This is a genomic window from Streptomyces meridianus, from assembly GCF_023703325.1.
Taxonomy (GTDB): Bacteria; Actinomycetota; Actinomycetes; order Streptomycetales; family Streptomycetaceae; genus Streptomyces; species Streptomyces meridianus.
Genome location: NZ_JAMQGM010000014.1, coordinates 15,331 through 35,934, shown reverse-complemented (window position 1 = coordinate 35,934; position 20,604 = coordinate 15,331). Strand labels below are relative to the sequence as shown.

At 72.6% G+C, this 20,604-nt stretch carries 21 protein-coding genes; 4 read left to right on the top strand and 17 right to left on the bottom strand.

The features are described from left to right. Positions 1-105: 105 nt before the first annotated feature. The 13 genes from M1E25_RS05960 to M1E25_RS05905 form a co-directional block, all read right to left on the bottom strand. Complete coding sequence (locus M1E25_RS05960) at positions 106-858, bottom strand: sirohydrochlorin chelatase (RefSeq protein ID WP_251410744.1); 753 nt, start codon at positions 856-858, stop codon at positions 106-108. A 13-nt stretch (positions 859-871) separates the two neighbouring features. After that, complete coding sequence (locus tag M1E25_RS05955; RefSeq protein WP_251410741.1) at positions 872-1,816, bottom strand: ABC transporter permease; 945 nt, start codon at positions 1,814-1,816, stop codon at positions 872-874. Beyond that, positions 1,803-2,648, bottom strand: a complete 846-nt coding sequence (locus tag M1E25_RS05950) for an ABC transporter ATP-binding protein (protein WP_251410739.1) — start codon at positions 2,646-2,648, stop codon at positions 1,803-1,805. Before M1E25_RS05950 ends, M1E25_RS05955 begins: the two co-directional genes overlap by 14 nt. A 5-nt stretch (positions 2,649-2,653) precedes the next feature. Further along, on the bottom strand, positions 2,654-3,826 hold the full coding sequence (locus M1E25_RS05945; RefSeq protein ID WP_372500531.1) for an ABC transporter substrate-binding protein: 1,173 nt from the start codon (positions 3,824-3,826) through the stop codon (positions 2,654-2,656). Positions 3,827-4,073: 247 nt separating this feature from the next. Then, entirely contained in the window at positions 4,074-5,405 is a 1,332-nt protein-coding gene (locus M1E25_RS05940; RefSeq protein WP_251410736.1) for a sulfate adenylyltransferase subunit 1, read from the bottom strand. Then, on the bottom strand, positions 5,405-6,340 hold the full coding sequence (cysD, locus tag M1E25_RS05935; RefSeq protein ID WP_251410733.1) for a sulfate adenylyltransferase subunit CysD: 936 nt from the start codon (positions 6,338-6,340) through the stop codon (positions 5,405-5,407). Before cysD ends, M1E25_RS05940 begins: the two co-directional genes overlap by 1 nt. Beyond that, complete coding sequence (cysC, locus tag M1E25_RS05930) at positions 6,337-6,882, bottom strand: adenylyl-sulfate kinase (protein ID WP_251410730.1); 546 nt, start codon at positions 6,880-6,882, stop codon at positions 6,337-6,339. Before cysC ends, cysD begins: the two co-directional genes overlap by 4 nt. Positions 6,883-6,911: 29 nt before the next feature. Beyond that, entirely contained in the window at positions 6,912-7,619 is a 708-nt protein-coding gene (locus M1E25_RS05925; protein WP_251410727.1) for a phosphoadenylyl-sulfate reductase, read from the bottom strand. Continuing rightward, positions 7,616-7,828 carry a hypothetical protein gene (locus M1E25_RS05920; RefSeq protein WP_251410723.1) on the bottom strand — a complete coding sequence of 71 codons (213 nt, stop codon included), beginning with the start codon at positions 7,826-7,828 and terminating at the stop codon, positions 7,616-7,618. Before M1E25_RS05920 ends, M1E25_RS05925 begins: the two co-directional genes overlap by 4 nt. Continuing rightward, the gene (locus M1E25_RS05915) at positions 7,825-9,522 is read right to left on the bottom strand and encodes a nitrite/sulfite reductase (RefSeq protein WP_251410720.1); all 1,698 of its coding nucleotides are present in this window, start codon (positions 9,520-9,522) and stop codon (positions 7,825-7,827) included. The genes M1E25_RS05920 and M1E25_RS05915 overlap by 4 nt, the downstream gene beginning before the upstream one ends. A 172-nt stretch (positions 9,523-9,694) precedes the next feature. Further along, a complete protein-coding gene (locus M1E25_RS25875) occupies positions 9,695-9,778 on the bottom strand; it encodes a putative leader peptide (RefSeq protein ID WP_359331488.1) in 84 nt (27 codons plus the stop codon). 113 nt (positions 9,779-9,891) lie between these two features. After that, positions 9,892-10,464 (bottom strand): GNAT family N-acetyltransferase, encoded by a 573-nt coding sequence (locus tag M1E25_RS05910; RefSeq protein ID WP_251410717.1) that lies wholly within the window; start codon positions 10,462-10,464, stop codon positions 9,892-9,894. A gap of 146 nt (positions 10,465-10,610) precedes the next feature. Next, positions 10,611-12,248, bottom strand: a complete 1,638-nt coding sequence (locus tag M1E25_RS05905; RefSeq protein ID WP_251410714.1) for an acyl-CoA dehydrogenase family protein — start codon at positions 12,246-12,248, stop codon at positions 10,611-10,613. An 18-nt stretch (positions 12,249-12,266) separates the two neighbouring features. On the opposite strand from M1E25_RS05905, the gene M1E25_RS05900 reads away from it, so the two are divergent. Beyond that, entirely contained in the window at positions 12,267-13,490 is a 1,224-nt protein-coding gene (locus M1E25_RS05900; RefSeq protein WP_251410711.1) for a YihY/virulence factor BrkB family protein, read from the top strand. Positions 13,491-13,892: 402 nt separating this feature from the next. Then, a complete protein-coding gene (gene rsgA, locus M1E25_RS05895) occupies positions 13,893-15,059 on the top strand; it encodes a ribosome small subunit-dependent GTPase A (protein WP_251410708.1) in 1,167 nt (388 codons plus the stop codon). 48 nt (positions 15,060-15,107) lie between these two features. Here the strand turns inward: rsgA and M1E25_RS05890 are convergent, their stop codons facing one another. The 3 genes from M1E25_RS05890 to M1E25_RS05880 form a co-directional block, all read right to left on the bottom strand. Next, the gene (locus M1E25_RS05890; RefSeq protein WP_251410705.1) at positions 15,108-15,410 is read right to left on the bottom strand and encodes a PNPOx family protein; all 303 of its coding nucleotides are present in this window, start codon (positions 15,408-15,410) and stop codon (positions 15,108-15,110) included. 177 nt (positions 15,411-15,587) lie between these two features. Then, a complete protein-coding gene (locus M1E25_RS05885; RefSeq protein WP_251410702.1) occupies positions 15,588-16,070 on the bottom strand; it encodes a DUF456 domain-containing protein in 483 nt (160 codons plus the stop codon). Positions 16,071-16,127: 57 nt separating this feature from the next. Then, positions 16,128-17,126: a helix-turn-helix domain-containing protein gene (locus M1E25_RS05880; protein WP_251410700.1), complete on the bottom strand. Its 999-nt coding sequence runs from the start codon at positions 17,124-17,126 to the stop codon at positions 16,128-16,130. A gap of 131 nt (positions 17,127-17,257) precedes the next feature. Here M1E25_RS05880 and M1E25_RS05875 point away from each other — a divergent pair, with 131 nt between their 5' ends. Both M1E25_RS05875 and M1E25_RS05870 read left to right on the top strand, forming a co-directional pair. Continuing rightward, positions 17,258-18,475, top strand: a complete 1,218-nt coding sequence (locus tag M1E25_RS05875; RefSeq protein WP_251410697.1) for a protein phosphatase 2C domain-containing protein — start codon at positions 17,258-17,260, stop codon at positions 18,473-18,475. Positions 18,476-18,889: 414 nt separating this feature from the next. After that, entirely contained in the window at positions 18,890-19,279 is a 390-nt protein-coding gene (locus tag M1E25_RS05870) for an ATP-binding protein (RefSeq protein WP_251410694.1), read from the top strand. Between the two features lie 38 nt (positions 19,280-19,317). Here the strand turns inward: M1E25_RS05870 and M1E25_RS05865 are convergent, their stop codons facing one another. Beyond that, on the bottom strand, positions 19,318-20,376 hold the full coding sequence (locus tag M1E25_RS05865) for a DUF2637 domain-containing protein (RefSeq protein ID WP_251410691.1): 1,059 nt from the start codon (positions 20,374-20,376) through the stop codon (positions 19,318-19,320). Between the last annotated feature and the right edge of the window lie 228 nt (positions 20,377-20,604).

Here is a 20,604-nt window from a genome sequence, read left to right as displayed (position 1 = left end):
CGGAACCGGATCGGGCGCCCGGGCACACCGCCGGCCGGCCCGGCAACAAGGCCCTGCGCGCGGCCGGAGACGGAACCGGCGGCGCAACGGCCGCTGACCAAGCCGTCAGGCGGCGGACGCCAGCGGTCGCCGGCCCGCCGCGCTGTCGTAGCGCAGCAAAAGAAGCTGGGCCACCTCGGGAGCCGGTCCGAGGACATCGGCGACGACGTCCGCCCCCGCCTCTCGGGCGCCGTCGAAGATCCGGTCCGGGAGCCGGCCGGGCGCGATGACGTACGGCGCCACGGCGACCCGTCCCGCGCCCTCGGCGCGCAGGGCCCGTACCGCGTCCTCGGTACGGGGTGGAGCGGCGGAGGCGAACGCAGGCCGCGCGGCGCACCATCCGGTACGCCGCCACTCCCGCGCGATGTCAGCGATCACTGCGATCGCCTCCGGGTCGGAGGAGCCCGCCGAGGCCAGCACGACCCCGGTCGAGCCGCGGTCGCCGGGCCCGACCCCGGCTTCGGTGAGCCGCCGCTCCAGGGCGGCGGTCAGCAGGCCGGACGGGCCGAGCACGTCCGCCTGGCGGATGGTGAGCCACGGACGCAGCGCCCGGGCCGCGTCCAGGACAGTCGGCACGTCGGTCTTGGCGTGGAAGGCCCGGGTCAACAGCAGGGGCAGGGCGACGACGTCACGCACGCCCTCCGCAGCGAGCCGGTCCAGCACCTGTGGAACGCCCGGCGCGCAGAAGTCCAGGAACGCGGTCTCCACGCGCAGCCCCGGCCGCAGCGCGCGCACCTTCTCGGTGAGCGCGGTGACGGTCGCGGCGTGCCGGGGGTCGCGGCTGCCGTGGGCGACGACGAGCAGAGTGGGAGCGTTCATCGGAATCAGCCGTTCACCCGGCGTTGCCCAGCAGTCCGCGGCTGCGCAGCACCCGCCGCTCGAGCGGGGCGAACAGCAGCAGCTCGATGCCGATGCCGACGATCAGGACGAGCAGGATCGCCGCGAGGACGAGCGACATGTCCTGGAGTTCACGGGCCTGCTCCAGGAGCCGGCCGAGGCCGATGCCGAGCTCGGGGGAGCCGGCGATGAGTTCGGCGGCCATCAGCGAACGCCACGAGAACGCCCAGCCCTGCTTGAGCCCGGCGATGTACCCGGGCAGCGCGGCCGGCAGCAGGATGTGCCGGATGCCCCGCAGCCCGGTCGCCCCGATGGTGCGGCCCGCGCGCAGGAACAGCGGGGGCACCCGGTCGACCCCGGACACCAGGCCGTTCGCGATGGACGGCACGGCGCCCAGCAGCACCACCGTGTAGATGGTGGCGTCGGTGAGCCCGAACCAGATGATCGCCGCCGGAACCCAGGCCACGGACGGCAGTGACTGCAGGCCCGACAGGACGGGTCCGATCGCGGCCCGGACCGGCCGGACCCGGGCGACGAGCAGCCCGAGCGGGGTGCCGATCAGCACGGAGGCGGCGAAGCCCAGGGCACCCCGGGAGATGCTCGTCCACACGTAGGACAGGAGGGTGCCCTCCAGCCACATGTCGCGGAGTGCGCCCGCGACGTCCAGCGGGCCCGGGAGCTGGTAGCTCTCCTTGAGTTCGAAGTGGTGGGCGAGCTGCCACAGGACCAGGACCAGGACGACCGCGACGAGCGGGGGCACGGCCTTCTGCAGGAGCATCCTCCCCAGCGGGGTACGCGCGACGGGACGGGTCTCGAGGGCGTCCAGTCCGGCCTCGAGACCGGCGAGCGCGTCCGGTGACCCGGTCGTCCCGGTGTCGACGGTCGGTCCGGGCCCGCCCGGGCCGGCGTTCCCGGTGACCCGGGTGTCAGTGCTGGCCATGGCGGCGGATCTCCCCCCTCAGCTGCTCGGTGATCTCCACGGACAGGTCGGCCACCGCCGCGTCCTCGATGCGGCGTGGCTGCGGGATGTCGACCGACCACTCGCGGGCGATCCGTCCGGGTCGGGAGGACAGCAGCACCACGCGCTGGGCCAGGCGCACGGCCTCCCGGACGTTGTGGGTGACGAAGAGGACCGACAGGTTCGTCTCGCGCCAGATGCGGGTGAGTTCGTCGTGCAGCACGTCGCGGGTGATCGCGTCGAGGGCGGCGAACGGCTCGTCCATCAGCAGCAGGCCGCTGTCCTGGGCGAGCGCACGGGCCATGGCGACCCGCTGACGCATACCACCGGACAGCTCGTGCACGCGCTTGCCGTGCGCCTCCTTGAGCCGCACCAGCTCCAGCAGACGTTCGGCCTCCTCGCGGCGCTCGGCGCGCGGCACTCCGCGCATCCGCAGGGCCAGTTCGACGTTCCTGCCCGCGGTCAGCCACGGGAAGAGGGCGTGCTCCTGGAACATCAGCGCCGGACGGCAGTGCCCCGTGGTCTCGATGGTGCCGCTGGTGGGCCGGTCGAGTCCGGCGACCAGGTTCAGCAGCGTCGACTTGCCGCATCCCGAGGCGCCCAGGAGGCAGACGAACTCACCGGGGGCGACGTCCAGCGAGACGTCGTCCAGTACCTGCTGCCGGGCACCGTGCCGGCCGAAGCTCTTCGACACGTGGTCGAGCCGGGCGGCGTAGGGGACGGAGACGTCGGTGCCGTCGGCGTCGACGGTGTGGTCTGCGTTGTCTGCGTCATCCGGGCTGTTCTCGGTGTTCCTGATGAGTGCGGTGGCCATCGGTGTCACCTCCTGGGGGCGCGGGATTCGTGCGGTCGCGCGGGGCCGGTTGCCCAGGACGCGCCGAGTCCGGCGTCGTCGGCCGGCGGCCTGCCCGCGTCCTGCAGAACCTTGTTGAGCAGCCTCAGGTCGTAGATGCCCCTGAGATCGGGCTTGTCGAGGAGACCGACGCGAGCGGCGTGCGCGGCCTGGGTCCTGAGTGTCGCGGCCAGCGGGTCGTCGGTGACCTCGGTGGAGCGGAACGCCCGGTCCAGCACCTTCGTCGGCAGTGGCTTGCCGACCAGCTTCTCCAGCTGTGCGTTGACGGCCCGCTTCGCCTCGTCCGGGTGCTTCCCGATCCATGCGTTGGTCTTCACGGACCCGCGCAGCACCGCCTCGACCACGTCGGGGTGGGCCTTCAGGAACGTCGGTGAGACGACCAGGTTCGTGTTGACGAACCGGCCGTCCTTCCACTGCGTCCGCTCGTCGACCAGGACCCTGCCGCCGCGGGCGACCAGCTGGGAGGCGGTGGGCTCGGGCACCCAGGCGCCGTCGATGCTGCCCTGCTCGAAGGCGGCAGGCGTCACCTTGTTCTCGGTGCGGGCCACGGTGACGTCGCCCTCGCCGGTCCTCGCATCGACCCGGTAGCCCTTGCCGGCCAGGTAGTCGAGCAACGCCACGTCCTGGGTGTTGCCCAGCTGCGGGGTGGCGATCGTCCGCCCCTTCAGGTCACCGACGTTCTTGATCCGCTTCGGGTTCACGACCAGGGAGGCTCCGCCGGAGGCCGAGCCCGAGACGATGCGCAGCGCCTTCCCGCCGGACCGGGCCCAGCCGTTCACCGCGGGCGACGGGCCGAGCCAGGCCATGTCGACGGCGTCCGAGTTGAGGGCCTCGACCGCCGACGGGCCGGCGTTGAACACCTGCGGCTTCACCGCGGTGCCGCCCAGTTCCCTCTGGACGATGCCCGTCTCCATCCCCGCCAGCGCCGTGGCATGGGTGGTGTTGGCGAAGTAGCCGATCCGCACGTCGTCGGCGGAGAGTTTCGCGCCCTTCGCCTCGACGGGCGTGACGTCGGTCTGTGCGGCCCGCGACCCGTAGCCGCAGGCGCCCAGCGCGGTGATCAGCAGCGGCAGGACGCCGACGGCCGCGGCGAACCGGCGGCCGGCGCGGTGTACGCGGGTGGTGCGATCGGCAGGCAACGGAGGTGGTTTCCCCTCATCGGGGCCGGACCTGCACGCCGTGCGGCGCGTCCGGCTGGGCGGGGAGCCCCTCCCGGCACTGTCAGGGGGAGGCTCGTCGGAGCGGAGAGCGGGGCCGCGCATGTACGCGGGCCCGCCACGGCATCAGCCCGCACATCGGCCCACTCCGCCCTGCCCGCTGCCGAGGGCGCCGCTGCCCACCCGGCCGCCCTCCTTCGCGAAGGTCGAGAACACGTCCCCGGCCATGTCAGAAGTCCCAGCCGTCGTCGTCCGCCGGGGTCTCCACGGTGACGGGGGACGCGAACGCGGCGCCCGCCATGCCGGCCGTCAGTGTGGAACCGTCGGCCGGGTCGATCAGCAGGAAGGAACCGGTCCGCCGCGACTCGGCGTAGGCGTCGAGTGCCAGTGGCTCGGCCGTGCGCACGACCACCCGGCCGATGTCGTTGGCCACCAGCTCGCCCGGCGCGGGGTGCTGCGAGAGGTCGTCCAGCGTCAGCCGGGACGGGATGTCCTTGACGATCGCCTTCACCGTGCGCGTGGTGTGCTTCAGCAGGACCCGGTCACCCGGCTTCAGCGGCCGGTCGTGCAGGTGGCACACCGTCGCCTCGACGTCCTGAGAGGGCACCGGCGCCGACCCCGCGGGGGCGATGACGTCGCCGCGGGAGATGTCCAGGTCGTCCGCGAGACGCACCGTCACCGACTGCGGGAACCAGGCGCTGTCCACCGGCTCGCCGAGCGCGTCGATGCCCTCGATCGTGCTGGTCAGCCCGGAGGGGAGCACGGTCATCCGGTCGCCGACACGGAGCACGCCCGAGGCGATCTGGCCCGCGTAGCCGCGGTAGTCAGGGTGCTCGGCGGTCTGCGGCCGGATGACGCACTGCACCGGCAACCGGGCGGGGTCCTCGGACGGATCCGAGTCGACGACCACCGTCTCCAGGTGCTCCAGCACCGTGGGGCCGCCGTACCAGTCCATGTTCGCCGAGGGGGTCACCACGTTGTCCCCGGCCAGCGCGGAGATCGGGATCGTGGTGATCCCGGGGACGCCCAGGGACGCCGCGTAGGCGGTGAACTCCTCCGCGATCGCGGCGAAGACGGGCTCCGCGTAGTCCACGAGGTCCATCTTGTTGACCGCCAGCACGACGTGCGGCACACGCAGCAGGGCGGCCACGGCCGCGTGCCGGCGGGTCTGCTCGACCACGCCGTTGCGCGCGTCCACCAGTACCACGGCCAGCTGTGCGGTGGAGGCGCCGGTGACCATGTTGCGGGTGTACTGCACGTGCCCCGGGGTGTCGGCCAGGATGAAGCGGCGCCGGGGGGTGGCGAAGTAGCGGTACGCCACGTCGATGGTGATGCCCTGCTCGCGCTCGGCGCGCAGACCGTCGGTGAGCAGCGCGAGGTCGGGCGCCTCCTGGCCGCGGCGGCGGGAGGCCAGCTCGACCGCCTCCAGCTGGTCGCTCAGCACGGACTTGGAGTCGTGCAGCAGGCGGCCCACCAGGGTGGACTTGCCGTCGTCGACAGAGCCCGCGGTGGCGAATCGCAGCAGCGAGGTCATCGAGGTCCCGGACAGGATCGGACTCATCAGAAGTACCCCTCGCGCTTGCGGTCCTCCATGGCGGCCTCGGACAGCTTGTCGTCGGCCCGGGTCGCTCCCCGCTCGGTGAGCCGGGAGGCGGCGATTTCGGTGATGACCTGCTCGACCGTCTCGGCATCGGATTCGACCGCCCCGGTGCAGGACATGTCGCCCACCGTCCGGTAGCGGACCTTGCGGGTCTCGATCCGCTCGCCGTCCTTCGGGCCGCCCCACTCGCCCGGGGCCAGCCACATGCCGCTGCGGGCGAACACCTCGCGCTCGTGCGCGTAGTAGATCGACGGCAGCTCTATCCGCTCCCGGGCGATGTACTGCCAGACGTCCAGCTCGGTCCAGTTGGACAGCGGGAAGACGCGGACGTGCTCGCCCGGGGAGTGCCGCCCGTTGTACAGCTGCCACAGCTCGGGTCGCTGCCGGCGCGGGTCCCAGCCGCCGAACTCGTCGCGCAGGGAGAACACGCGCTCCTTGGCGCGGGCCTTCTCCTCGTCGCGCCGGCCGCCGCCGAAGACGGCGTCGAAGCGGTTCCGCTCGATGGCGTCGAGCAGCGGGGCGGTCTGCAGCGGGTTGCGGGTGCCGTCGGGGCGCTCGCGGAGCTTCCCGGCGTCGATGAACTCCTGCACCGAGGCGACGTGCAACTGCAGCCCGTGCCGGGCGACCGTGCGGTCGCGGTAGTCGAGGACCTCGGGGAAGTTGTGCCCGGTGTCGACGTGCAGTAGTGCGAACGGGACCGGCGCGGGCGCGAACGCCTTCAGCGCCAGGTGCAGCATGAGGATCGAGTCCTTGCCGCCCGAGAAGAGGATCACCGGTCGCTCGAACTCACCGGCAACCTCGCGGAAGATGTGCACCGCCTCGGACTCCAGGGCGTCCAGGTGGCCGAGCGCGTACGGGTTGTCGGTGGTGTCGCCGGTCTTCGTAACCGTCGTCATGCCAGTCCCTTCTCGGTCAGCAACGCGTGTAGTTCCGCAGCGGATTCGGCCGCGCTCTGCTCGTGCGCCCGGATCCTCAGGTCCGGTGCCTCGGGAGCCTCGTACGGGTCGTCCACTCCGGTCAGACCGGACAGTTCGCCCGCGGCCTGTTTCGCGTACAGGCCCTTCACGTCGCGCTCGGAGCACACGTCGACCGGAGTGGCGACGTGCACCTCCAGGTATCGGGTGCCCTCGGCGCGGTGACGCCCGGCGACTGCGGCCCGGCTGTCGGCGTAGGGCGCGATCACCGGGACGAGGGCCTTCACACCGTGGGAAGCGAGCAGTTCGGCGACGAAGCCGATCCGCTGCACGTTCGTGTGCCGGTCCTCGCGGGTGAACCCGAGCCCGGACGACAGGAATGCGCGGATCTCGTCCCCGTCCAGAACCTCGACCCGGTGCCCGTCCCCCCGCAGCCGCTCCGCGAGTGTGTGGGCGATCGTCGTCTTGCCCGCGCTCGGCAGCCCGGTGAGCCAGACCGTCGCGCCGGTCTCCGTCACGCTCATGTCCCCTGCCTCATTCACTCGAACCGTCATCAGCCGTGCAGCCCGCACTCGGTCTTGCTGTTGCCGGCCCAGCGGCCGGCCCGTACGTCCTCACCCTCGAGCACCCGGCGGGTGCACGGTGCACAGCCGACGGAGGCGTAGCCGTCCGAGAGCAGCGGGTTGATCAGGACCCCGTGCTCGGTGATGTAGGCGTCCACATCTTGCTGTGTCCAATGGGCAATTGGGGAGACCTTGACTTTCTGCCGTTTCTGGTCCCAGCCGATCACGGGGGTGTCGGCGCGAGTCGGTGACTCGTCCCGGCGCAGGCCGGTGGCCCACGCGTCGTATCCGGTCAGGCCCTCCTCGAGCGGCTGGACTTTGCGCATGGCGCAGCACAGGTCGGGGTTGCGGTCGTGCAGCTTCGGCCCGTGTTCGGCGTCCTGCTCGGCCACGGTCCGCCGCGGGGTGAGGGTGATGACGTTGACGTCCATCGCCTCGGCCACCGCGTCACGGGTGCCGATGGTCTCCGGGAAGTGGTAGCCGGTGTCGAGGAACACCACGTCCACGCCCGGAAGGACGCGGGAAGCGAGGTGTGCCACGACGGCGTCCTCCATGGAGGAGGTGACGCAGAACCGGCTGCCGAAGGTGCCGGCGGACCAGCGGAGGATGTCCAGGGCGGAGGCGTCCTCCAGGTCGCGGCCCGCCTGCTCGGCGAGTTCGCGGAGTCCGTCCGTGTGCCCGTGCGGTGCGGTGGTCACGAGGTGGCACGTCCTTCCGTGTCGCCGCTGTCGCTGCTGCTCTCCTCGGCGTCGTTGCGCCGCACACCGCGGGACAGCAGCCCGAGGAAGGACAGGCGGAAGGCGCGGTTGCAGTCGCCGCACTCCCAGGCCCCGTGACCCTCCTCGGAGGGGCGCAGGTTCTCCTCGCCGCAGTACGGGCAGTGGAAGGGTGCTGCGCGCTCGCTCACGTGAGGTCCTCCTCGCCGGCTCGCGCGGTCCACGCGGCGAAGCGCTCGCCGGGCTCGCGCTGCTCCTGGAAGCGCCGCAGGACCCGCTCGACGTAGTCGGGCAGTTCGTCGGCGGTGACCTTCAGTCCGCGGACCTTGCGGCCGAACCCGGCCTGGAGCCCGAGGGCGCCGCCGAGGTGCACCTGGTAGCCCTCGACCTGCTCGCCCTCGGCGTTCAGCATCAGCTGGCCCTTGAGGCCGATGTCCGCGGTCTGGATGCGGGCGCAGGCGTTGGGGCAGCCGTTGAGGTTGATGGTGAGCGGTTCGTCGAACTCCGGCATGCGGCGCTCGAGTTCCTCGATCAGGGCGGCGCCCCGGCCCTTGGTCTCGACGATGGCGAGCTTGCAGAACTCGATTCCGGTGCAGGCCATGGTGCCGCGGCGGAACGGGGACGGGTTCACCTGGAAGCCGAGGTTTTCGAGCCCGTCGACGAGGGCGTCGACGCGCTCCTGCGCCACGTCGAGGATGATCATCTTCTGTTCGACGGTGGTCGCCAGCCGGTCGCAGCCGTGGGTGGCGGCCAGCTCGGCGATCTTGGTGAGCGTGGCGCCGTCGACCCGGCCGACACGCGGCGCGAAACCGACGTAGTAGCGGCCGTCGTTCTGCCGGTGGACGCCGATGTGGTCGCGCCAGCGCGAGACGGGCTCCTCGGGAGCGGGGCCGTCGACGAGCTTGCGCTCCAGGTACTCGTCCTCGAGGACCTGGCGGAACTTCTCCGGACCCCAGTCGGCCACCAGGAACTTGAGCCGGGCGCGGGTGCGCAGCCGCCGGTAGCCGTAGTCGCGGAAGATGCCCACGACCCCGGCCCAGACCTCGGCCACCTCGTCCAGGGGCACCCAGGTGCCCAGCCGCTCGGCCAGCCGCGGGTTGGTCGACAGGCCGCCGCCGACCCAGAGGTCGAACCCGGGGCCGTGCTCGGGGTGGACGACGCCGACGAACGCGACGTCGTTGATCTCGTGCACGACGTCCTGGACGGGGGACCCGGAGACCGCGGTCTTGAACTTGCGCGGCAGGTTGGAGAACTCCTTGCTGCCGATGTAACGGTCGTGGATCTCCCGGACGGCGGGCGTCCCGTCGATGATCTCGTCCGCGGCGATTCCGGCCACCGGGGAGCCGATGATGACGCGGGGGCAGTCGCCGCACGCTTCTGTCGTGGACAGTCCGACGGCCTCGAGCTTCTCCCAGATGGCGGGCACGTCCTCGATGCGCACCCAGTGCAGCTGGACGTTCTGGCGGTCGGTGATGTCGGCGGTGCCGCGTGCGTACTGCTCGGACACCTCGCCGATGGCGCGCAGCTGGGCGACCGACAGCCGCCCGCCGTCGATGCGCACGCGCATCATGAAGTAGCGGTCGTCCAGCTCCTCCGGCTCCAGAACGGCCGTCTTGCCGCCGTCGATCCCGGGCTTGCGCTGGGTGTAGAGCCCCCACCAGCGCATGCGGCCGCGCAGGTCGGCGGGGTCGATGGAGTCGAAACCGCGCTGGGAGTAGATCGTCTCGATGCGTGTCCGCACATGGAGACCGTCATCGTCCTTCTTGACCTGCTCGTTGCCGTTGAGCGGGGTGAAGTGTCCGACGGCCCATTGGCCCTCGCCGCGGTGGCGTCCGGCTTTGCGGCGGCTTTTGGCAGCGTTTGCGGGTTCGGAGGTGGCGGCCATGGCGGTGTGTCCTTCGGGGCGACTCGGGGGCGGATGGAGCAGCTGCGAACCCCTGGAACCTGCCGGGTGCGCGCATGCGGAAGCAGCGCGCGGCCGGGCGCAGGAAAGAGACCAAGGGGTGCTCACACGCCCGCGACGACGGGGGCGGCGAGATGCAGGCGTGCTGGGACTGTCAGCCCGCCGAACAGATCGCGCTGGACATACGGCCCAGGTCGACGTGACGCCGACTCACCAGGGCGATTCCAGCTCGAGACATGACGGAAGCGTGGCACGAGGATCTCGGGGGAGTCCACCGACATCCATTATTCGGACGAGAATGTCCCACGATGCGGGACAGTGTGGCGTGGGCCACGCGGGGGCTGCCCGGGATCAGAAGGCCCCCGGCCACGGGCCCGCAGCCGCGGGGCCCCCCTCCTCGTCCTCCTCCTCGGTTCGAGTGTCGAAGATCCGGAAGCCGCGGCGCCGGTAGTTGTCCAGCGCGTACGGGCCGTCCTTGCTGCACGTGTGCACCCACACCCGTGTGGTCGTCGCCCGCCCTTCCCAGCGGTCGGCCAGGTCCCACGCCCGCGCGGTGCCGGTGCTCAGCAGCAGGCCACCGATGCCGCGCCCGCGGAAGGCCGGCAGCAGACCGAAGTAGCTGATCTCCACGACGCCCCCGGGCTGCGCGTCCAGCTCGATGTACCCGGCCGGGGTGCCACGGTCGTAAGCCACCCACGTCTCGGTGCCCGGGCGCTCGAGGAACTCCTGCCACCGCGTGTACGGCCATCCCAGCCGGTCCGTCCAGCGGACGTCCCCTCCCACGGCTGTGTAGAGGAAGCGGCTGAACTCGGGGGAGGGGACCTCGGCGCGGCTGATCCGGGCGATGTCCCCCGCGACGTCCGCCGGGGTCAGGTCTGCGGGCGAGGTCTGCTCCAGGGACCAGGTGGTCACGGTGATGTTCATGCCGGAGAGCCAATCATGCGGTCCCGCCTGCCGGACGCCCCGTCCGCGCTGCGGGACGGGACCTCCAGTGCTCGCCTGCACCCGCAGGACGGCCCGGAGGGCGGCCGGCCGGTGCGCACCGCCCTCCGGGAACGTGAATGCGGAACTCAGATCTTCACGCGGGCCCGCTCCACGACCGCCCCGAGATCGAGCGTGTGCGGCAGGGTGCCGAACGCCCCGCCCCAGTCCCGCCCCAGGCGGGAGGCGCAGAACGCGTCGGCGACAGCCGGGGGCGCGAAGCGGACGAGCAGCGAACCCTGGAGGACCAGTGCCATCCGCTCGACCAGGCGCCGGGCCCGTCCCTCCAGCCCCTCCAGGTCGGAGAGCTCGGTCAGCAGGTCCTTGACCGCTGCATCCAGCCGGTGATCGGCGCCCCGGGCCCTCCCGATCTCCTCGAGGAAGGCGTTGACGGACGCCGGATCGCGCTGCATCGCCCGCAGCACGTCGAGCGCCTGGACGTTGCCGGAACCCTCCCAGATCGAGTTCAGCGGCGCCTCACGCAGCAGCCTGGGCATGCCGGACTCCTCCACGTATCCGTTGCCGCCCAGGCATTCCAGCGCCTCGGCGGCGAGCGGAGCGCACCGCTTGGTCACCCAGTACTTCGCCGCCGGCACGGCCAGCCGCAGCAGCTTGCGGTCGGCCTCGCCGCCCGAGTCGTAGGCGGCGGCGAGCCGCAGCGCCAGCGTCGTGGCGGCTTCCGACTCCAGGGCCAGGTCGGCCAGCACGTTCTGCATCAGCGGCTTGTCGATCAGCAGCCCGCCGAAGGCGCTGCGGTGGGCAGTGTGGTGCACCGCCTGCGCGACCGCCTGACGCATGATGGCTGCCGACCCGATCACGCAGTCGAGCCGGGTCGCCGCGACCATCTCGATGATGGTGGCGACCCCACGGCCCTCCTCGCCGAGCCGACGGGCCCAGGTCGAGCCGTCGAACTCGACCTCCGAGGACGCGTTGGCGTGGTTGCCGAGCTTGTCCTTCAGCCGCTGGATCCGGAAGGTGTTGCGGGTCCCGTCCGGGAGCACCCGGGGGAGCAGGAAGCAGGTCAGCCCGCCCGGCGCCTGCGCCAGCACCAGGAAGCCGTCCGACATGGGCGCCGAGCAGAACCACTTGTGCCCGGTCAGCGCGTACGTGCCCTCCTCGGCGAGCGGTTCGGCGCGGGTGGTGTTGGCCCGGACGTCGGACCCGCCCTGCTTCTCGGTCATGCCCATGCCGAAGATGGCGCCCGGCTTGCCGCCCGGCGCGAGCAGCTCCGGTTCGTAGGCGTTCGAGGTCAGCCGCGGCTCCCACTCGGCGGCGATCGCCGGGTCCGCGCGGAGCGCCGGCACCGCCGCGTGCGTCATCGACAGCGGGCAGGCGTGCCCCTGCTCGGTCTGCGTCCACACCAGGAAACCGGCGGCGCGCCGCACATGCCCGTCCGGCCGCGCCCAGGCGCCGGTCAGATGCGCCGAGACCGCGTGCCCGAGGAGCCGGTGCCAGGCCGGATGGAACTCGACCTCGTCGATCCGGTTGCCGTACCGGTCGTGGGTCCGCAGCACCGGAGGGTTCTCGTTCGCCAGCCGGCCCCACTCCTGAGCCTGGGCGGAGCCGGCCGCCCGGCCCAGTTCACCCAGCTCCCCGCGCACCTCCGACAGACGCTCGGGGGCGATGTGCCGGGCCACGCTCTCGGCGAGCGCGGCGTCCTCGGTGAAGGCGTCGTATCCGGTCAGCGGCGGAGGCTGATTGGTCACGGTGTGTGTCGTCGGTGCCATGGCAGATACGTTAAGGAGGTGAGACCAGCCGAGTCATCCCCCGAACGGACCGGAGGGCGCCTGCGCCGAGCACGCGCCCTCTACCCGCACGTGTCCAAGCGGCGGGTGGCATGGCTCCTGCTCAAGGACACCGTCAACTCCTGCATCGAGTACCGGATACTCGGGCTCGCGGCCGAGGCGGCCTTCTTCACCCTGCTCTCCCTGCCGCCGCTGCTGCTCGGCCTGATCGGTCTGCTCGGCTACCTCGACGCCTGGACCGGCACCGACACCATCGAGAGCATCCGGCAGAACATCCTCAACGCCTCCGGCGCGGTGCTCTCCGACCGGGGTGTGCATCAGATCGCCCAGCCCCTGCTGGACGACGTCATTCGCGGCGGGCGGCCGGACGTCATCTCGCTCGGGTTCGCCTTCGCCCTCTGGTCGGGCTCCCGGGCCGTCAACGTGTTCATCGACACGATCACCGTGATGTACGGCCTGGACGGACAGCGCGGGATCGTGAAGACCCGGCTGCTCGCCTTCGTGCTGTACCTCGCGGCGCTGGTGATAGGCGCCGTGGCCCTGCCGCTCATGGTCGCCGGGCCGAACGCGGTCATGGAGATCGTGCCCGGGAGCGAGAACGTCGTCCGCGTCCTGTACTGGCCGGTCGTCCTCGTACTGTCCGTGGTCTTCCTCACCACCCTCTACCACGTGTCCGTCCCGGTCCGCTCGCCCTGGGTGGAGGACATCCCGGGAGCGCTGGTGGCCCTCGGGATGTGGGTTCTCGGCAGCTTCCTGCTGCGCATCTACCTCACCCACACCGTCGAGGGCCCCACGATCTACGGATCCCTCGCCGCCCCGGTCGCCGTCCTGCTGTGGATCGGTGTGTCGGCCTTCGCGGTTCTGGTCGGGGCGGCGGTCAACGCCGCTCTGGACCGGGTGTGGCCCTCCGTCGCCACGGCCGCGGCCCGGGAGGCGGGACTCCGCGCACGGGAGGCAGCGGCCGCGAAGGTCGTGGCCCAGGCCGCCGCCGAGCGCGCCGCGCTGAGCCGGGACGGGGTCCCTGCGGACCTGCACCCCAGTGGCCCGGAATCCGCGGCCTCGGAGGACGATCCGGGTCCCGAACCGCCCTCGGAGTTCCCGGAGCGCTGGGCCCGGTTCCTGCCGCCGGACGACATCAAGGCCCGGTTGCAGCCCCGGCGGGAGCGGGACTCGGAAGGCCGGCCGGCCGGATCCGGCGGCCCGGGAACCCGGAAATCCGGCTGAGGCCGCCGCCGAGGTACCGCGGAGGGCGGCATCCGCTCGCCCGGATCAGCACGGCGGACCAGGGCGACGAGCGGTTGCGGGAGCCGGAGCTGAGCCCGCGACGCAGGCCCCGGCCGACGGGCACGACGGGTCCTGCCGTGCCGAGCCGGAGAAAACCGTTGGCCCCCTGCCGCGACTCGGCTAGGTTCGGCTCGACCCGGGTGGCGCCGTGCCGCCGGGAGCCCGAGTGATGAGGAGGTGGGGACCGATGACTGCCGTCACGGCGAGCTCCGCCCGCACCCAGACGACCACTGACCTCACCTGCGCGGTCTCCGGCTGACCTTCTCTTTCGATTCCCTCCCAGGACTCCGCACCACCGCGCCGCCGGGACCGCCCCTTCCGAAGGGCTTCCCCTTGTCACGCATGTCCGCTCAGCCGGATCCCTCGGATTCGGCCTTCCTTTCCCCTTCCTCCTCGCTGCCCGGCGAATCCCCGGATCCGCACCCCCTGGCCCGCTACGGCTGGGACGCCGGACGGGACGCCGAGTTCGCCCCCCACGCCGCGAAGGGCCTCGTGCCCGGACGTGTCACCCGGGTCGACCGCGGTCTCTGCGACGTCCTCGTCCCCGCCGCGGACGAGGCCGGGACGGTGGCCGTCCGCGCCGACACGTCCCTGGTCACCCCGCGTGACCCGATGCGGATCGTGTGCACCGGCGACTGGGCGGCGGTCGACCCGGCCGGCGAACAGCCGATCGTGCGAGCGCGGCTGCCGCGCCGGACGGCGTTCGTCCGGTCCGGTTCCTCCAAGCGCTCCGATGCCCAGGTGCTGGCGGCCAACGTCGATCACGCGGTGATCGCCGTGTCCCTCGCCGTGGAGCTCGACCTCGCCCGGGTGGAGCGCTTTCTGGCGCTCGCCTGGGAGAGCGGAGCCCAGCCGCTCGTCGCACTCACCAAGTCCGACCTGGTGCCCGACGCGGCCGGCGTCGCGCATCTCGTCGCGGACACCGAGGCGTCCGCACCGGGAGTGCTCGTCCTGCCCGTCAGCGCCACCACGGGTGACGGAATCGACGCGCTGGCGGCGGCCGTCGGCACCGGCACCACCGTTCTGCTCGGGCAGTCCGGTGCCGGAAAGTCCACGCTCGCCAACGCGCTCGTCGGCGAGGACGTCCAGCGGGTGCAGGCGACCCGGGACACCGACGCCAAGGGACGTCACACCACCACCACGCGGACGATGCTGCCGCTGCCCGGTGGCGGCGTGCTCATCGACACCCCCGGCCTGCGCGGGGTGGGCCTGTTCGACGCCGACACCGGGGTTGCCCAGGTCTTCGCCGAGATCGAGTCCCTGGCGGAGGAGTGCCGTTTCCACGACTGCGGGCACGGGGTGGAACCCGGCTGCGCGGTCCGCGACGCCGTCGAGAACGGAACCCTCGCCCAGCGTCGCCTGGAGAGCTTCCGCAAGCTCCAGCGGGAGAACCAATGGATCGCTGCGCGGACGGACGCCCGGCTCCGCGCCGAGATCCGCCGCGACTGGAAGCAGAAGCAGGCCACCGGGCGGCACATGATGGAGCGCAAGCGCGGCAAGCACATGTAGCCGTGCGCCCGCCCCGGGCGCAGCCGTGACCGCCGGATCCTCCGGCGGTCACGGCTGCCCGGGCGTCGGCGACATGACGCCGGGGCCGTGCTCGGCCTGCTCCGGAGGCTGCGGCCCGGTCCAGGCCCAGCTGGTGATCCGGCGCGGGTGGATCCGGATCACCTCATCGCTGACGAACGTGCCGGGGCCGTGCGTGCCGGTGGCCGGGTCCGCCTCGCCCCGGACGTCGACGCCGCGCACCCGCCGGAGGCTGGTGCTCACCAGGTCGTCCACGTCCGGCGCCACGTGCGGATCGGCCCGGAGGTTCCGCCACTTCTTGGTGGTGCCCGGCGAGCGTCCCCCGATCGGCACCGTTCCGCTCGGCGGAGTCGGAGTCGTCAGAGCCCAGGTTCACCGCAGACATGGCGCCGGGCATCGGGAACAGGTCCCGGCCGTCATCGGCCGCGGGACCTGCTCCCCGGACCCCCGCGGCCCGGCCCCGGACCCCCGCGGCCCGGGTCCGGACCCAACCCGGCCGAGGCGGGGTACTCAGGAGGCGAGGACGGCCCCCATCCAGGCCCCGACGACCAGCAGGCAGAGGAACAGCTCGATCAGTACGCCGTAGCCGATCGCCCGCATGGTGATCCGGATGGACGTCCACGCCTCGCCGTGACCGCCGAGTCGCATCCGTTCCGCGACGTAGAGCCCGACGACGAATCCCAGCACGCCGCCGACCACCGGAACGACGAAGAAGCCGCCGATCGCCACCATCCCGGCGAGGAACAGGGTCCGCAACGGCGCCGCCGCCTCCTTGCGGCGTCTGCGGGGCAGCAGCCACTTCAGCGGCTGGTCCAGCAGCAGCAGTGCGGTCGCGCCCATCAGCACCCACCAGGCAAGCGCCGTCCGCTCGGTCATCGACCACCACAGCACCCCGGACCAGACGACCAGCGGGCCCGGCACCCCGGGCGTCAGCACCCCCAGCAGGCCGAGCAGCATCACCAGACCGACGGCGATCAGCTGCCACGTCCCCATGTCACCAGCCTGCGACAGGCCGCCTCTCCACGCGTCCCGGAGGCCTCCCGGGCCCGGTCAGGGGCGGTGACCGTCGTTGCGGACCACCCAACCGCGCTCGTGCGCGTGCCAGCCGAGCTGCAACCGGGTCGACGACTCCGTCAGCTCCATGAGGTTCTTGACCCGCCGTTGCACGGTGCGCAGGCCCAGGTCGAGGTGCTTGGCGACGCTGGCGTCGGTCAGCCCCGCCAGCAGCAGCGAGAGGATCTCCAGGTCGGTGGCGTCCGGCCCGTCCGGCTGCTCCTCGCGCGGCACCCCGGTGCCGTCGGCCCGCAGTGGCAGCGCCTGCCGCCAGACACCCTCGAAGAGACCGACGAGGGATTCCAGGAGGCCGCTGGCGTGCACCATCAGCGCAGCGGGTTCGGTGGCACGCCGGGTGAGCGGAACCATCGCGAGCGACCGGTCGGCGATCACCAGCTTCGTCGGCACCCGGTCCACCACGCGCACCTCCTCGTCCCGGCCGAGGGCATCCGAGACCTGCGCGAGGCCGGTCGGCCCGTTCAGCACCTCGCGTTCGATGACGACCCGGTAGCGGACACCGCGCTCGACCGCCTGTTCCTCGGCGTGATTCTCCACCCCGGTGACGGCCGCCGGCCGGTCGGTGACCAGACCGCAGACCTCCCGCGCGGCGCCCAGCTGGAGCTGGAGGAATCGGTGGGCCACCGCGCTCGCGCCCGTCACCACCTCGACCAGGTCGTGGGCGGCGGGTTCCGAGGCCACGGCGCTGTACTCGTCGGCGAGTGCGGCCGCCGACTGCTCGGCCCGTTCCAGTTCGTGCCGCCGGCGGGTGACCAGGGCGCCGAGCGCGACCGCGGGCGGAGCCGCGACCCAGCGGCCGGGCCGGGCCGACGACCGGGCGGCGAGCCCCTGCCGTTCCAGCAGCCGCAAGGTCCGGACGACCTGCTCCTCGGGGACCGCCATCCGGCGGGCGAGTTCGGGCACCTCGGCCGCGCCGAGCCCGATCAGCGTGCGGTAGACGGATTCCTGGCACTCGTCCAGCCCAACGGCGCTCAGCATGTGGTGCCCTCCCCGGCCCCGGACGACAGCGCCCCGTCGACAGGTCAAGTCGGCGATCGGACGCTTCTGTTGACGATGACGCCCTTCGCGGTTCGCCTTCCCGCAAACGCCCCGGGAGGGACAATATGCGTATGACGCAGCAGGGGGAACGGCGCGGCGCAGGTGAGGACGACTGGTGGGGTGAACTCTACGGCGGGGGGCCGCGGGACGCCGGACCGAGCGGGGCGGACGACTCCGTGGACGGCCGGTTCGACTCGGCGGCCCGGGTGGTCGGTGCACCACCGGGACATCCTCCCCGTCCACCGTCGCCGCGCCGACCGGAGCGGAGCATGTCCCCGGGCGAACGGCGGCAGCAGACGGCCGAGGAAGGGGAGTGGTGGGTCGGCGGTCCGGTGAGCCCGCTCCCGCGGGACCCGGCTCCCGACCCCGCCCCCGAGGGATGGCCGGAGCCGAACTGGCTGCCGCACCGGATGGGGACGACCCGATCGGAGCCGGCGGAGCCCCCGGCGGGGACGGGCGGCGCCGACGTCCTGCAGGCCGCCGACCCGGGACGGATCGGTGAACTGGTGCCGGACACCGTGCTGGACGGCGGCCGGCACGGCGACCTCACACTGCGCGCCGCCTCCCAGCGCGGTGAGGAAGCCCGCCGGCAGGGTGGACCACGGGGCGATGCTCTGCTCACGGCGCGGTTCGGGACCGGCCGGCACGCACTGCTGCTGATCGCCACGGCCGCCCCGGCGCCCGGCACCGGAAACGACCGGGTTGCCGGCCCGCCTCCCGGACACCACACGGCGGCACAGGAGGTGTGTCGCCGCATCGCCGAAGCCGTGGGCCGCAACCGGGCCGCGCTCGTCCAGGACCTGGCGGCCGGCCGGCACCGCGAGGTGAGATCCGGACTGCGCCGGCTCACCGATCGCCTGGGGCAGCGACCGTCCACGGGGTTCGGTCCGGAACGGGCTCTGCCGACACCGGAGCTGCGCTGTCTGCTGGTGCCGGCCGACCCGGGCTGCCCCGGCCGGGTCTTCTTCGGGACCGGCCGGACCGGGCTGTTCCGGCTGCGCGACGGCTGTTGGCAGGCGCTCGACCCCGACGGCCCGCCCGAGGGGACGACGCCGGCCGACGACGTGTTCGCCTTCCGGGTCTGCCGGGCCCGTCCGCGTGACGTGCTGCTGCTCTGCGGCCCGGGCCCGGCCGCAGCGATGCAGGGCGACCCCGCTCTCGCCGGGGAGCTGGCCCGGCGCTGGGCCCACGGCCCGCCGCGGGAGCCGTCCGCGTTCCTCGACGACCTGCGGCTCCGGGCTGCGGCACACCGGGGGGACCGGACAGCGGCAGCGGTCTGGGAGACGTGACCCGGCCGTGCCGGGGCCGGCGGGGGTCGCCCGTGACGCAGGCACACGCTGTGCGCCCGGGCCGGCGGACGTGTCCTCAGCCCGCCCGTCCCCCCGGAAAACGGTGCCGGGAAGACCGGTCAGCTGCCCCGCCGCCCTCCCGTATCTCTTTCCGGATTCCCCGGCCACCCCCACGCCGCCGGCGGACGGTGCGGGCGAATCCGGGCAACGTGCCACGCATCCGACCCCGCACGGGCGGGAATGCATCTCTGTGGGCCGGTTCGGTGCGCACGGGCGCAGCCGAGGGCCGACGGGGTGACGGGGTTGACGGGCGGAGTGGATGTGCAGCAGCGCACGGACATCGGATCCAGCGGCGGGCGCCGGGCTTCGTCGGAGCCACCGGAGGGGGCTTTCCCGCAAGCGGGACTCAAACGCATGCTGCGCAGTGCGGACATGACCGCGGTCGCCGATGTCCGCAGGGCATTGCGCGAACTGCTGACCAGTCGGTCCTGGGGCGGATCCGGCGGCTGCGACACCGCCGAACTGCTCACCAGTGAGATCGTCACCAACGCGCTGGTGCACACCAACCGGGGCGCCGAGGTGACGGCGACGCTGCTCGACGGGTTCACCGCGAGCGCCTCCGACCTGCTCCGGGTCGAGGTACGGGACTTCGTTGCCCGACCGCCGCGGATGCGCGTGACCGACTGCAACGGCACGCACGGAAGGGGCCTGATGCTTGTTCAGACCCTGGCCGATGAGTGGGGCGTGCGTTCGCAAGGAGCAGGCAAGGTGGTCTGGTTCGAGCTGTACGGCGGTCCCGCCTGAGCCGTCCGGGGACTGGGCTTCCGGCGCCCGCCCGGCGCTCAACCGTACTGCCGCTCCAGGTCCTTCAGCTTCTGCTCGAGGGAGTCGAGCCGCGGAATGGTGAGCGTGTGCTCGTCCTCCTCGCCGCGTGCGCCGCTCGAGTGCCGCTGTCCGCTGCCGAGGGGGCCGGGGCGGTCGCGGCCGGCGGAGGCGTGCAGGGACGGGTTCGCCCCGCTCGTCACGGCCACGGCCCCCGCTATCGCAGGATCCGCACCGGCCTGGGCGGGGATCTGCTCCGCCTCCGGTCGGCCGTCGCGGTCCCGGCTCCACGCGCGGTCGCGGCGGTTGAGCGCCTTGATGCGGGCGCGATCCAGCTTCTCCTGCTCGCGGCGGTTGCGGCGTTCCTCCTCCCGCTTGCGCCGGTCCTCGCGGACCTCCTCCACGGCCTCGTCCAGCGTGCGCACGCCTTCCAGCAGCATGAGCGACCAGGCGCCGAAGGTCTCCCGCGGTGCCCGCAGCCAGCGCACGATGCGAATCTGCGGCAGTGGCCGGGGCACGAGTCCCTGCTCGCGCAGCGCGGCACGTCGGGTCTGCTTCAGCGCCCGGTCGAAGAGCACCGCCGCGGAGAGCGACATGCCCGCGAAGAACTGCGGGGCGCCTGCGTGGTCCAGGCCGCGCGGTGCGTGCACCCAGTTGAACCAGGCGGCCGCACCGGCGAACGTCCACACCAGCAGGCGTGAGCCGAGCGCCGCGTCCCCGTGACTGGCCTCGCGGACGGCCAGCACCGAGCAGAACATTGCGGCGCCGTCGAGCCCGAAGGGCACCAGGTACTCCCAGCCGCCACTGAGGTTGAGGTTCTGCCGGCCGAACCCGACGAGCCCGTGGAAGGAGAGGGCCGCGGCAACGGCCGCGCAGCAGAAGAGCAGGACGTACGAGGCGCTGCCGTACACGGCCTCCTTGCGGCGCCGGCGTTCCTCGCTGCGTTCCCAGGAGTCGACCGGTGCGTCCTCGTCCGGCTTGCGCCGCCCGCGGACGACGAGCACGACCGCCACCAGGAGGCCGGCGGCCAGGACCGCAGCGGGGAGCACCCAGCCCGGCGTTATGTCGGCAAAATTCATCCGGTGCACCTTGTCTCGCTTCCGCCGTGTTCGGTGGCGTACGGCCTGTGTCGCGCCATCCTGGCCGAGCGCCCCGGCGCGCCAGGGGGATTCGGGACAAGAGAACGCCAACGAGGGCGCTGTGCAGTCGAATGAGAAGGAAATGCGTCGAACTGCTTTGTGAATCATGATCGTTGCGTTCGAATGCGGTGCGACGGCGGGGCCTCGCGGCGCCCCCGCCCGAGCGGG